The following is a 12,814-nucleotide window of genomic DNA, read 5'->3' as shown; positions in this document are numbered from 1 at the left end:
TCTGCAAATGAAGGCGCGTAAAATAACAGGATGTTATAGGCGCCGGGGTGGGCTGGCGCGGCAGCTATAACATCTTGTTCTAACTTTTCATTCTTGCTCTACCAACTGAGCGGCAAACAGGTCGTATTCGTCTGCGGCCGTTATCTCAACATCTATAAAGTCGCCAGCTTGAACGCTGGGCAGCACCGCCTCGACATGAACCAAACCATCGATCTCTGGCGCGTCGGCGTAGGAGCGAGCCGTCGCCGAGCCATCTTCGTGTACTTCATCCACCAGCACCTGCATTTCCCAGCCTATGCGCTGCTGTAATTTGGCGGCACTAATACTCTGTTGCACGGCCATAAAGCGCTGCCAGCGCTGCTCTTTGACCGTTTCGGGTACCGGATCCGGCAGCTCATTTGCCGGGGCACCGTCAACCGGGCTGTACTTAAAGCAGCCTACGCGGTCCAACTGCGCTTCTTTGAGCCAGTCGAGCAAGAGTTCAAAATCTTCTTCAGTTTCACCGGGGAAACCGACAATAAAGGTCGAGCGGATTACAAGCTCGGGGCAGGTCTCGCGCCAGCGCTTGATGCGCTCGAGAGTCTTTTCCTGGTGAGCCGGGCGCTTCATCAATTTCAGAATACGTGGGCTCGCGTGCTGGAATGGAATATCGAGGTAAGGAAGGATCTTACCCTCGGCCATCAATGGAATGACATCGTCGACGTGAGGGTAGGGGTAGACGTAGTGTAGGCGCGTCCAAACACCCATCTTGCCAAGGGCCTCGCACATATCGAGCATTTTGGTTTTAACCGGCATGCCCTGCCAAAAACCGGTGCGGTATTTCATATCGACGCCGTAGGCGCTGGTGTCTTGCGAGATGACCAGTAGCTCACGAGTTCCGGCCTTGACCAAGCGCTCAGCTTCGTCGAGCACTTCACCGATTGGGCGGCTAACCAGATCACCGCGCATCGCCGGAATGATGCAGAAACTGCAGCGGTGATTGCAGCCTTCGCTGATCTTCAAATAAGCGTAGTGGCGCGGAGTAAGCTTCACCCCCTGCGGCGGCACCAAGTCAACCAGCGGGTCGTGTTGCTGCTGAACGGGGATGTACTCGTGTACGGCTCCCATCACCTCTTCATACGCGGCGGGCCCGGTTACACTCAGCACCTGTGGATAATTCTGCTTGATCACTTCGGCGTCACTGCCTTTGCCCATGCAGCCGGTAACAATGACTTTGCCATTTTCTTTCATCGCCTCACCGATGGCATCGAGACTCTCTTGCTTGGCGCTGTCGATAAAACCACAGGTATTAACCACCACCACATCGGCGTCATCGTAGCTCGGTACAACGTCGTAGCCGTCTAAACGCAGTTGCGTAAGTATTCGCTCACTATCAACCAAAGCCTTAGGGCACCCGAGGCTTACAAAACCTACTTTCTGGCCGGCACTATCGTCAGATACTGTTTCTGGGGTCTCAGAGCTCATATTTTTTACTGCATTGATGAAGGGGCCGCGAATTATAACCAAGACAGGCAAGACTGCCTAAAATATATGCGCTGCAAGGCAAGAGCTGGGCTAAGCCCCCAAATAAAAACGGGGCGCCCAGCCAAAGCAAAGCGCCCCGTTTTATAGCTTAAAACCAGCTAAGTACTTAATAACCCATCAGCGCAAGAACAAATCCAACGTTGAGTAAGATGGCGCCAGACAACAGCGATGTGCGAACAAACAGCGCCCGCCCCAACGCACGCTCGCCCTCTTGCTTAACCAGCTCACTGTCTGAGCTCAAATAGGCCCGGCTCAAGATCCACGAATACACGGCGCAGGTTTTTCCTAAGTCAACAAACGAATAACCCTGAGGCTCACCGAGCATGTGCCAGTTGTAAACATCGTGATCCTTGAGGCGATCACAGAGTTCATGAAAACTCATCGCTAACACAGCTATAGCGACAAGCAGAGCACCAATACACAAAACTGCCATAGTTTTTCCCCTCTGTAGACAGGCTCCAGCACATTGCTTATTTTAGTCCAAGCCCCGGCGAGCGTGAGCTAATTTTCTAGACGTTTATTGATACGGCCTGACCTGCCCTTCAAACACCGTCGTAACAATACGCAAGTCTTTTAGTGCTTTTGCGCCCGCGCGATACGGGCTTTTATCCAGGATAACAAAGTCGGCTTTTTTGCCGGCTTCAATACTGCCAATATCCTGCTCGAGGCCGAGTATATAAGCCGCATCCACGGTCACTGCTCGCAGCGCCTCGTCAACGCTTAAGGCCCGTGGAGGAACTTTTTTCTCACCGCTGAGGCTGGTTCTTGTCGCCGCCGCCCAGGCTAGGCTCAAAGGCGCAGCGGGAGCCATACCAAAATCGCTGTGCAGCGACACCGGTACATCTCGATCAACTAACAAAGACAGGGGCACAAGACGGGCAGCCCTATCGGCACCGAGCCCGACGTGGCTGTAGGAATCGGCGAGCAAATGCAAATAATAGGGGTTCGCCGACACCGCCGCTCCGAGCTCGGCGACACGGCGGTTGATACGCTCGTTGGCATAACCGTAGTGTTCAACAACAAGCGGGTGACGCTGGCGCGGTGTTTCAAACTGCAAGGTCTGCATAGCGTCGAGCGTATTGTCGATGCCGGCATCGCCGTTAGAGTGCACATGAATGCGATAACCCGCATTCCAATACTTGCGCATTAACAGCAAAAACTCATCGGGGGGCGTAATCCACTCGCCGTGATGGCCGTCGATATAACCCGGCTCGTGCATCTGCATAGCCTGAGAAAACATCGCACCGTCGCTAAAGAACTTTGCCCGTTTGCCGTGCACCAGCTGAGCAACCTCACTTGGCTGGCTCATAAAATCGTCGACAAACTTAAAGCTCTTGTCAAAACCGCCCTTGTATAAAGAAATTTTATATACGTCGGGAACGAGTACCGTGCGGTAGTTCACCTTCGCATCGACCAAGTTGCGCTGGTAATTCGCCGCCTCTAAATCCCAATTAACGGTACCAAAGGCCATATCAGCAACGGTCGTTATACCGTTGTTTTGCAAGTAGCGATTTAACTTAGCAAAGCTCGAGTCAATAAAAGTCGGTGAAAGCAAATAGGGGCCAAGCTTGGGCACTGCGACCTCAAAAAAACCCGCCTCCCAGAAACGGCCCTGTTGATAATCAACCGCGCCGAGCAGCTCCTTCTTAATATCTTTTTCGTGCAGCTTCATCCACGCCAGTGCAGCGCTGTTAAAAACGGCTTCGTGGGTTGAGCGCTGCCAAACCATAATCGGTTTATCGCTATTTAATTTGTCGAGCATGGATCGTGTCATTGGCCCATGCTCGGGCTCAGACCAACCCCAGGTAATAAATATCGGGCTGTCGCTGTTTTTATCCTGTAAAAGCGCCTGCTTTAATGCGGACCAATAAGCCTCCGGGCTCCTCGTTGCCGGAACCTCAACACCGTCAACCGTCCAACTCTCGGGGGTTATCCAGGTTGTCGCTAACTGCAACGCTCCAAGCAAAGGATGCAGGTGCGCATCAATAAGGCCGGGAAATATAACGCTCTTTTCAAACTGCCGATCAACACGATATTTTTGCCCTTTTAACCAGGGCTCTAATTGCTCCATGCTGCCGACAGAAAGTATGCGCCCATCTCGCACTGCAACCGCCTTCGCCGTAGGCCGCGTTTTATCCATTGTGACAATTTCTTTTGCCACATAGACGGTAATGTCCGCTGTTTCGGCTGCGGCCAACTTGCTAACAATAAGTAGAAAAAACAAACTGAAAACGGTTACAAATCTCATACTTCTTTCCTTGAGTAAACGCTGTAATGCTAAGCGCAGTGGTACTAACTTGTCGTACTAAACCTGTGGTACTAAACCTTGTCGTACTAAAGCTTGTAGTACTGCGCCCTGTTAACAGGCCCGAAGATCGATTTATCGAGGGCCGGGAAACTTTAGATTAAGTTTTAGCGAAGGAAGTATGACAAAAGCACTATCGTGCAGATAGGCTCAAGCGTGTTAATAAACGCCAATAAATACTGCTTATAGCGAGCTCGCTAAGGGGTAACTGAGGATGCAAACATTCTGCCCCTGCACACGCCCGCTGCCCTGGGCCTGCCAGCCTCTTTTTTTGTAAAAAATTTCTTTGTCGCGAGTATAAAGAAGTAGTTTTTCCTGTTCTTTTTCATTGCTAAGCGCGTAGTCCAGAGCATAGTCCAGCATTAACTCACCGAGCCCCTGGCGTCGCAGCTGTGGAGGCACGTAGAGGTTGGTTAACCAAAGGCTTTTTTTCTGCCGCTCGGTAAAAACAAAATACACCAAGCTGACTGAAGCAACGGGCTCACCGTTGTACAAGGCGACAAAACTTCGCGGCAGCGCCTGCTCAACAAAATGAGATCTCAATACCTGCAGGCGCCGTTTAAAACCGTAATATTTATCGCGTTCAGGAACATAAGGTCGGCCGTTCAACCACTCTTCATGGTGCCAAAAAGCCAAGGTAGGCAGGTGCTCTTTGTGATCGGCGAGATTGCAAATACGCAAAGAGACATCAATACAGCTAGCACTGCTCACGATTCCCTCCTGCGCAGTTGATTATTTAGGCATCATATTAATCCTGTTGGCACAGTGGTTCCAGCGCCATAACAAATATGCAACAAAGATGGCACAAAACAATCCAAAGACAAATCTGGCGCCAAAAAGCAGGATAGTTTAAATGCGTTGGCTTAGCGCCAGTCTGGCTCGTCGGTCGCCACGGCTACCGATAGCGAACCGGGGCTTGCATAAATACCACTGGCAACACTGGCGACTGACGAAATCAACATAATTTTGTTGTTCTTCGCCACAGCTGCAAGTTCTGCGTAACCCGGCAGGGCTTTTAACTGTTCGAGCGATCCGCAGTAGTTGATTGTTACAATCGGGCACAGAGGCTGATTCTCAATACAGCGGGCAACATTTTGAAACAGTTTTTTTGCCGCTTTTTTAAACCCCGGAATCTTTGCCACCGAACTCGAGGCATCGTTGACATTGCAAATAATCGGGTAAATACCAAGTGCATTGGCCAGTAGCACCTGGCCGCGACTGACACTATTCTCGTTGCGCTGCTTAGCGCGCTCCCACGCAACTAGCGGCTCTTTAGGCAGAATATAGCTATGAATTTTCTCGCTGATTTTATCCATGCTGCGCCGAACGGCCGCTTCGTCTTCACTTTTTAGCATGCGGCGTATCGTTTCCGCCGCCATCAACGCTTGCCCTGCAAACGCGGTGCGACTGTCCATCACCCGCAGGGTAATATTCTTTTCTTTAAGCTTTGCTTCTGCCAGGGCAACACCCGCCGTCGCGTTGTTATAGGTTTCCCCCTGGGTGCGATTGACTGTTTGCACAATAATGCGCTCAAAGCCCTGTTTTGCTTTAGCTAAAATAGCCGCTTCGAAGCGCTCGGCACTCGGGGCGCGGGTGCTTACCTCGTGCTTGCGCGCCAGTTCACCACTTTTAAACAGTGCCAGAGCATCGTAGTCGATACAGCTGTCACTGCGCTCCCTACCATCGATGCTATAAGTCAGTGGAACCAAACCTACATTGTATTTTTCACAAAACGCTTTCGGCAGATGGCAGGCAGAATCAACTAAGATCGCAGTTTTCATGGCATTGTGGCTCAATTACTATTATTAGAATTAGATTTGTTAGCCGCTCTGGATGCTCAAGCACAGCGCTTTAAGCACCTATTAACAAGCCGCAGTTATTTTATTACTTGTATTCTATAACCAAATTGTAATAACAGACAGTGGCTAGCCATTATAAAGCTGCAAGAACAAACAGCAGCCTAATTGAGTTCAACAACAAAAGAGGCAAGAGAAACAGGCAAGAGAGTCGCGCTAAAACGCACTGTAAATTTGTGGGCGACCAGATTCCGGCGCACAGAGTACCTGCACTTCAGCGCAAAACACCTGTTCAACATTTTGTTTAGTCAAGATCTTCGCCGGCTCGCCAAAGTGGCTTAAGCTGCCATTGCTCAGCAGCGCGACCGTATCGGCGTAAAGTGCGGCAACGTTCAGATCGTGCACAACAGAAACAATGCCGACGCCGAGCGAGCACAACTTGCGCAAGCCCCGATAAGCTTTTTGGGTAATCGCCAAATCCATTGCCGAACTGGCTTCATCAAGTAATAACAACTTGCCCTCTGGGCCGCCACATTGAAAGATTTGAGCGACAACACGAGCCAACTGAACACGCTGTTTTTGCCCGCCGCTGCAGAGCATGTAGTTTTTATCTAGCAATTCATCTAATTGAAATAGCTCGCAAAGCTTAGTGAGCACCTTGTTTTTTTCTTGCTGAGTTCGGCAAAACAGCAAACCCAATTCAATGACTTCTAAATTTGAGAAGGCAAAATTTAAATCGCACTGCTGTGGCATAACCGCGCGCAGCCGCGCCTGTTCAGCGGCATCTAGATAGGCGAGTTCAACTCCACCAAGGCGTATGCTGCCACTGTAATCTCGCTCCCCGGCTAAGGTTTTTAACAGCGTTGACTTACCCGCGCCATTGGCACCGCACAGCGCGAGCAACTGCCCTGCTTCACAGGTAAAGTTAATATTTTTTAGCAGCTCGGCCCCGGAAACGCTGACCGATAACTGCTGGACATGCAAACTCATTAAACCACCCGGCATTTAAACTACAGTTTTAGTGCACTACGATTGAAACAATAACTGCTTGCGTTGACGCAGCAATAAGACAATAAAAAATGGGCCACCGACAACAGACATTAACACCCCGATAGGCAGCTCGGCCGGAGCGATGAGCTGGCGCGCGGCTAAGTCGGCCAGGGTTAGTAAACTCGCTCCGAGCAACATCGATAAAGGCAATAATTTTTTGTGGTCCGGGCCGCAAATTAAACGTATAAGGTGAGGCACAACTAAGCCAATAAACATAATTACGCCCGAGATAGCCACTGCTGAACCAACAATAATCGTTGCATGAACAACAATAGAGCGCTTTATTTTCTTTACATCGTGGCCGATATGCAAAGCGACTTGTTCGCCGAGCAACAGCGCATTTAGGGCCGAACGATGACGCAACAACATTACGCTACTTGCAACAATTAATGGAACAGCTACCGCCAGTTCAGGCCACGTCGCTTTTGCTACCGAGCCCATAGACCAAAAACTAAGATCCCTTAGCTGATTATCATCTGCAGCGTAAGTCAGCAGCGCAATACCGGCGGCGGCAATTGCATTCATTGCCACCCCGGCTAACAACATTAATGCAGCGTTGCTCTGGCCGCGGTAAGTTGCAATGGCAACCACACACATGGCGGTTATGGCTCCACTTAAAAACGCTGCAAGCGGCAACAAGAAGTGGCTCGCGACAGACAAACTTGAGGCGAAGCTTGCAGAAAAAACAATAACAAATACAGCGCCAAAAGCTGCGCCACTGCTAACCCCAATAAGCGCAGGATCGGCAAGCGGATTGCGAAACAGCGCCTGCATGCAACAACCCGCCAACGCCAGACCTGCACCAACAGCAAGCGAACATATCAACCGCGGTAGCCGAATATCCCAAACCACATAGTGCTGCATACGCAGCTCAGCTTGCGGCTGAGAAAAACCCGAACTGACAACGTCAAATAACTGTTGAAAATTAATTTGCAAGGGGCCGTTAGCCAAAGCAAAAAAACAGCAGCATGTGAGCAAGGCTGCAAGCGCAAATGCCAACTGTCGATGCCGATGATTGATACCTAGTTTAATGTTCACGTAGCTACGCCTATTCCAAGTACACTAGTTCACGGCTGTGCCGCACTCAGCTTTTGCCTTATTTCAGCCAAAGCCGACGGTAAACGAATACCAAAACCAAGCAGCGCAGAGCTATCAATGGCCAACAATCTGCCCTGTTCGGCTGCCCGGCTCATCAGCAGCATTTTATTTAGCTCAGCGCTAGTCGGGCCGTGCTGTAAAACCACTATCAGATCCGCATCGGCCGCCAGCATAGCTTCACTACTCATTGGCTTATAAGAGCGAAAGCCCTCTGCCGCGTTGCTCCAACCGAGCATATCAAGCAAAGCCTGAGCCTGAGTATCCTGGCCTGCGGCCATCAACTGATTACCTTGCATATTTAAAAACATTAAAACTCTAGGGCTCTGTGTAAATGCCGCTTTTAGAGCTTGAACTTGCTCGTTCATCTGTTTTTCAAAGCGCTTTTTAATGGGCGCAGCGGCTGATGTTTTGTTGAAGGTCAAAGCCACTTGATCAATTTTATCCAACACGCCAGCCAAACTGTAAGCGCTGTTAATCTGCTTTAATTTGACACCGGCCGCTTGAATATCATCAAGCGTTTTTTTGGGGCCCGCACTTTGCGTGGTCAAGAAGATATCGGGCTGAACGGATAAAATACCCTCTGAACTCAGTGCTCTTAAATAGCCAACATTGGGTAATTTTGTCGCCTCACTGGGATAGACACTGGTGCTGTCAACCGCGACTAAATCCTGCTCTGCACCAAGAGCATAAACAATTTCGGTAAGACTACCGTCGGCAACCACAACACGCGCCCCTGCGCCAGCAAAAACACTTGTACAATAGCCAAACAGCAACAGTGAAAAAGAAATAAACCTTAAAAGCATAGTAGGAACCAGGAAGTCGAGCTAAAACAAGAATAAAAAATGGCGGAGCAATTGCTCCACCTTAGGTAAAACAGCGAATTTTATTGGCCTGCATCATCAAGCTCAGCCCAACGCACGGTTACGTGCCCAGACGCACCAGACTCACTGTAATAATTCACAACTTGCAATTTAAATTTGGTATCTGCCTCAGCGCTGCTGTCAGTATCAATAACGTACACTCTATAATTCGGGTACAAACCGTGATCATTTGGCTCACCGGTTACCGCATAGGCATACCAGCTCTGTTCGGAAATCAAACCACCAATACTGTCGCGAGCAAAAGCGCGAGCTGGCGCGGCTGATGCGCTGCTGTAGTCTGCGATGTCCATCGCCGCGATAGGGCCAAAGGCCGCCGCGCTGCCACTGCCGCCAGCGCCACCATTGAGCACTATGTCAAACCCCTCAAGGCCTATATCCCAATCGGCGTTATCACACGCAAGCTCTGCGCCTGAATCAAAATCAAAACAAACTCGGCCGCCTGCCTCAGCGGCCGCAACGGTGCCCGTAGTAAAGATTGAGCTGAGCTCTGTAGAAAACGCAGACTCGCCAGCAGCCTGAGCTTTAAACTCAAACGTTGCGCTAATATCATCCCGGCTTTTAGCCTCAAGCGCTGAAACGCGCAATTGCGCATAACTTTCACCAGAAGAAGAACTGACAATCCAATAAGTGTCATCATTAACCGTTACCGATCCGTTGGCGTAGTCGTACCAACCGCCGTTACCTAAAATTGCAGGCTGATAAGAATCGGCAACATAGGCCATATCGGAGCTGGGCATGACCGCCCACAAACTCTCGAGCTCTTGATCGGCATCGGCTTGCTGAAACACTACCGCATCTGCATCTTCGCCATTGTAATAATCGTCTTGCGCATCGCCCAAGGCGGCAACAACACCACTGCCGAGTTCAATATTAAAGCGATCAATTTTTAGGTGCCACGTTTCATCAGCACTTACTTGTTCACCGGAGTTCAAGTTGAGATATGCCGCGCCTTCACTAGCATCCAAAGTTTTGCTTTTAAGTGTTGTCTGATAAACACCAGTATCGCCGCCAGCGTTAGCACCATCGTCACTGTCCTCGCTATCGCCACCTGCGCATGCCCCTAACAGCAAAGCAGAACAAACTAGTAGTGGTAAAAAAAAATACTTTTTCATATACGCCCCCTTAAGGTGTTTGTAATTTAAATCCTAAATAAATCATTCGCCCCTCTTGGGGTCTTTGGTCATAACCTGCATAAAAATCGCGTTGAGTGGCCGTTATATTGTCAACACCACCGTAAAGGCTAAACATACTGTTAAATGCGTGATTTAACTTGGCATCAAAGCTGGCCCAACTCGGTGATTCTAAATCCCGAACGGCATCGTATTCTTCGTCTTGCCACTGGCCGAGCAAACTAAGTTGAGTTCCCCACGGGCTAAGATAATTCGCGTTAAATTTAATCTGGTTCCGCGGTCTATCTACTAGACGCTGATTAGTTTTTTTATCGACAGCTTGTAAATACACCCAGCCCCCTTGAAACTGAAGACTATTAAGAGGAGACCAGCTCAAATTCAATTCAACGCCACTGGTCTCAGCTTCGCTGACATTGGTATAACCATAGATATCCACAAAGCCTTCTTGGTGCTTGAACTGGGTATCGATAAGGCCATCAAGTTGGTTTAGGTAAAAATTCACGTCAAACTGAAAAAGCCTGGAATCTGTCAAGACAAAGCCGAGCTGATAACTTAGTGAAGATTCCGGCTCTAACTCGCTATTGCCTAGAACCATGTAACCGAGCGCACTGTGATCAAAAATGTAATACCGTTCTTTTAGGTTTGGCACCCTGTAGCCGCTGCCTACGCCACCACGGGTAAAAAACCTTAGAGAATTAGTTTCGAGTAAATCTTTGCGAAAATTAATCTTCGCCACCGTATGTTGGCCAAAGTCGCTGTCATACTGAGTACGCAAACCGGGAACGAGTGCCCAACCGCCAACATCAAATTCATCTTGAATAAAAGCATCAATGGCATCGCGATATTGCTTGCTATCGCCCTGCAACTCATGTTCAACAGACTTAGCTTGCTCTTGTTTAGTTTGCTGTAAACTTTCGCCAAAATAATCGAGCCCAACAGTTAAGCTGTGTGCATAAAAATCAAAGTAGTGCCATTTCAGCGATAATTTATCGCTGTCCATATAAGCTTTGCGCTCAATGATATTATTCGGCGCACTAATATTTTCGTAGTCTTCATGAAAACCAACTAGCGATAGCTGCTGGGCTGATGTTTGCAGGTTTATACGCAAACTCGTATGCTCGCGCGTTGCGTCATCGTGCTTGTCGTGCTCAAAGGCATTATTTGCTTTGTACTCAGTTAAGCGCGTGTGCTGCTTCTGATCGTAGATTTCGTGACGCAGCTGAACAAAGTTGCGCGAATCAATTTTATAGCGGCCACCTAAACGAAAATTAATTTTGTGACCATCGGCGCCCTGCTGATTCCAGGCGGCCGGATCAACCGCCCAACCATCGGAAAAGCGCGCATTGAGATCGGAATCAAACAGCCAGTGCTCACTGTTCAAACTCATATTCGCCTGCGCGCGCCGGCGAGCTAAGGGCTGATTCGGATTTTCATTCTGCTCGCCCCACGAACCTGCATCCGCACTCAAGCGCGCACTAAAACCGGGGTCCGGTACTGCGGGTATCACATTGATCACGCCCCCCATTGCGTCTGAACCGTAGAGTACCGATGTTGCGCCTTTGACAACTTCAATACGGGCAACACTGGTTGTCGCAATCTGGGTTAGATCAACTGCCGAACCCGTGCTTGCGGAAACTTCTTCGCCGTCAACCAGGACTAATACACGGTTGGCACTGATGCCCTGCATCCACGCCTCTTGGCCCTCCTTGCCTCGCACCGGGCGCAAACTAACACCGGGTAACTGTTTGACAGCCTCATCCAGCTGCAGTGCGTGTAGCTGCTCTATTTCAGCGGAACTGATCACTTCAACTCGAACTGGGCTGTCCATCTGCGCGAGCTCAGTGAGCGTGCCACTGACAACAAGCTCCTCAAGCTTTTGAGATATATAGCTGGCGCTACTTTCATCAGCCAAAACTCTGGCCGAGGCAAGCAGCAATACAATCAAGCTAGTGCGAATAGGAAACGACATAAACTACTAAACAGAACCACAAATGAGATTTATTATCATATAGAAATACAATCATTTGTAAAGGCAGTTGATAACCATTATCATTATTGTTTTGTCGCCAGGTACTTCCTATGTCTAATGTTCACCTTTCAGGAAAGCACGCCCAAACACTGCTCGAAAGCTTTAGCGATTGGGGCCCAATGACCACCATCGTATTTAGCTCAGGCTCCGTATTTGAGTTTAAGGGCCCGTTTCCTAAGGGCGCTGTCGCCCACGGTTATTACAACCTCAAAGGCGCCGGGGACAACGCCAACGCCGGTTTTGAGGGCCACCTCAAGCTAGACGCCGTTGCCTCGATCGCTCTGGTAGACAAGCTTCACCGAGGCGCACGCAGCTTGAGTTTTGTTTTTGAAGACAAAAATGGCGAGTGTATTTTTAAAGTCTTTGTCGGGCGGGACGAGCATCGCGAGTTAATTGCGAGCCAAGTGCAAGCTTTTGAACAATTGAAACAAACAGCACGATAAACTGGAGTGAAAACGTGAAAAACGAAGCCTTACAAGATCGCTTAAGCGAAGAGATCCTGGAATTTATCCACAGTCGAAAAAGCCTGCAATTAGCCAGCTTAAGCAAAAACCAAGAGGCTTACGCCAGCTACGCGCCGTTTGCGCTTGGCGACAACTGCATCTACGTTTTGCTAAGCGACATCGCCGTGCATGCAATCAACCTAAAAGCCAACCCCAAAGCTTCGATATTGATTATTGAAGATGAAGACAGCGCTGAGCAGTTGTTTGCCCGCAAGCGCGTGAACTACAGTGTTGAAGCAAAACACATTGCGCACGAAAGTGACGGCTGGCAACAGGGCATCGATACACTTGCCGATCGGCTTGGCCCAACGTCACGCCACTTGAGCACACTGTCAGACTTTAAGCTGTTCAGCTTGACGGTAAATACCGGCCGCTATGTTAAGGGTTTTGGCAAAGCTTACGCATTAAAAGGCCCAGAGCTGGCCGGCAGCGACCTGAACCATATGCGCGATGGTCATCAAAAACGCGAGGCGCAAGCAAGCGCTTAAATAACCCGTA

At 49.5% G+C, this 12,814-nt stretch carries 12 protein-coding genes; 2 read left to right on the top strand and 10 right to left on the bottom strand.

The features are described from left to right. Nucleotides 1–87: 87 nt before the first annotated feature. From rimO to CFK45_RS15575, 10 genes are all read right to left on the bottom strand, one after another. On the bottom strand, nucleotides 88–1,464 hold the full coding sequence (gene rimO, locus CFK45_RS15620) for a 30S ribosomal protein S12 methylthiotransferase RimO (protein ID WP_096087450.1): 1,377 nt from the start codon (nucleotides 1,462–1,464) through the stop codon (nucleotides 88–90). Nucleotides 1,465–1,630: 166 nt separating this feature from the next. Continuing rightward, nucleotides 1,631–1,957 carry a hypothetical protein gene (locus tag CFK45_RS15615; RefSeq protein WP_096087383.1) on the bottom strand — a complete coding sequence of 109 codons (327 nt, stop codon included), beginning with the start codon at nucleotides 1,955–1,957 and terminating at the stop codon, nucleotides 1,631–1,633. A gap of 84 nt (nucleotides 1,958–2,041) precedes the next feature. Next, complete coding sequence (locus tag CFK45_RS15610; RefSeq protein ID WP_096087382.1) at nucleotides 2,042–3,772, bottom strand: amidohydrolase; 1,731 nt, start codon at nucleotides 3,770–3,772, stop codon at nucleotides 2,042–2,044. 240 nt (nucleotides 3,773–4,012) lie between these two features. Beyond that, nucleotides 4,013–4,540: a GNAT family N-acetyltransferase gene (locus CFK45_RS15605; protein ID WP_158224731.1), complete on the bottom strand. Its 528-nt coding sequence runs from the start codon at nucleotides 4,538–4,540 to the stop codon at nucleotides 4,013–4,015. A gap of 152 nt (nucleotides 4,541–4,692) precedes the next feature. Beyond that, a complete protein-coding gene (locus tag CFK45_RS15600) occupies nucleotides 4,693–5,610 on the bottom strand; it encodes a DegV family protein (RefSeq protein ID WP_096087380.1) in 918 nt (305 codons plus the stop codon). Between the two features lie 231 nt (nucleotides 5,611–5,841). Beyond that, entirely contained in the window at nucleotides 5,842–6,615 is a 774-nt protein-coding gene (locus CFK45_RS15595) for an ATP-binding cassette domain-containing protein (RefSeq protein WP_158224730.1), read from the bottom strand. 36 nt (nucleotides 6,616–6,651) lie between these two features. Then, nucleotides 6,652–7,713 carry a FecCD family ABC transporter permease gene (locus CFK45_RS15590; RefSeq protein WP_096087378.1) on the bottom strand — a complete coding sequence of 354 codons (1,062 nt, stop codon included), beginning with the start codon at nucleotides 7,711–7,713 and terminating at the stop codon, nucleotides 6,652–6,654. A gap of 29 nt (nucleotides 7,714–7,742) precedes the next feature. After that, nucleotides 7,743–8,576, bottom strand: a complete 834-nt coding sequence (locus CFK45_RS15585) for a heme/hemin ABC transporter substrate-binding protein (RefSeq protein WP_096087377.1) — start codon at nucleotides 8,574–8,576, stop codon at nucleotides 7,743–7,745. An 80-nt stretch (nucleotides 8,577–8,656) separates the two neighbouring features. After that, a complete protein-coding gene (locus tag CFK45_RS15580; RefSeq protein WP_096087376.1) occupies nucleotides 8,657–9,766 on the bottom strand; it encodes an HmuY family protein in 1,110 nt (369 codons plus the stop codon). A 10-nt stretch (nucleotides 9,767–9,776) separates the two neighbouring features. Further along, entirely contained in the window at nucleotides 9,777–11,753 is a 1,977-nt protein-coding gene (locus CFK45_RS15575) for a TonB-dependent receptor plug domain-containing protein (protein WP_096087375.1), read from the bottom strand. 110 nt (nucleotides 11,754–11,863) lie between these two features. Between CFK45_RS15575 and hutX the strand changes: the two genes are divergently transcribed. Next, on the top strand, nucleotides 11,864–12,256 hold the full coding sequence (gene hutX, locus CFK45_RS15570) for a heme utilization cystosolic carrier protein HutX (protein ID WP_096087374.1): 393 nt from the start codon (nucleotides 11,864–11,866) through the stop codon (nucleotides 12,254–12,256). A 14-nt stretch (nucleotides 12,257–12,270) separates the two neighbouring features. Beyond that, nucleotides 12,271–12,804, top strand: coding sequence for a HugZ family pyridoxamine 5'-phosphate oxidase (locus CFK45_RS15565; protein ID WP_096087373.1), 534 nt, complete (start codon nucleotides 12,271–12,273; stop codon nucleotides 12,802–12,804). Nucleotides 12,805–12,814 lie beyond the last annotated feature (10 nt).

The organism is Agaribacterium haliotis (assembly GCF_002312815.1).
Taxonomy (GTDB): Bacteria; Pseudomonadota; Gammaproteobacteria; order Pseudomonadales; family Cellvibrionaceae; genus Agaribacterium; species Agaribacterium haliotis.
Note: the sequence above shows the minus strand (reverse complement) of the source record. Positions and strands in the feature narration are given on the sequence as shown.

Bases quoted from the DNA above. Each gene is read 5' to 3' on its own strand.
- hutX (WP_096087374.1), top strand. From the start codon at position 11,864: ATGTCTAATGTTCACCTTTCAGGAAAGCACGCCCAAACACTGCTCGAA.
- CFK45_RS15595 (WP_158224730.1), bottom strand. From the start codon at position 6,615: ATGAGTTTGCATGTCCAGCAGTTATCGGTCAGCGTTTCCGGGGCCGAG.
- CFK45_RS15580 (WP_096087376.1), bottom strand. From the start codon at position 9,766: ATGAAAAAGTATTTTTTTTTACCACTACTAGTTTGTTCTGCTTTGCTG.
- rimO (WP_096087450.1), bottom strand. From the start codon at position 1,464: ATGAGCTCTGAGACCCCAGAAACAGTATCTGACGATAGTGCCGGCCAG.
- CFK45_RS15585 (WP_096087377.1), bottom strand. From the start codon at position 8,576: ATGCTTTTAAGGTTTATTTCTTTTTCACTGTTGCTGTTTGGCTATTGT.
- CFK45_RS15575 (WP_096087375.1), bottom strand. From the start codon at position 11,753: ATGTCGTTTCCTATTCGCACTAGCTTGATTGTATTGCTGCTTGCCTCG.
- CFK45_RS15600 (WP_096087380.1), bottom strand. From the start codon at position 5,610: ATGAAAACTGCGATCTTAGTTGATTCTGCCTGCCATCTGCCGAAAGCG.
- CFK45_RS15610 (WP_096087382.1), bottom strand. From the start codon at position 3,772: ATGAGATTTGTAACCGTTTTCAGTTTGTTTTTTCTACTTATTGTTAGC.
- CFK45_RS15615 (WP_096087383.1), bottom strand. From the start codon at position 1,957: ATGGCAGTTTTGTGTATTGGTGCTCTGCTTGTCGCTATAGCTGTGTTA.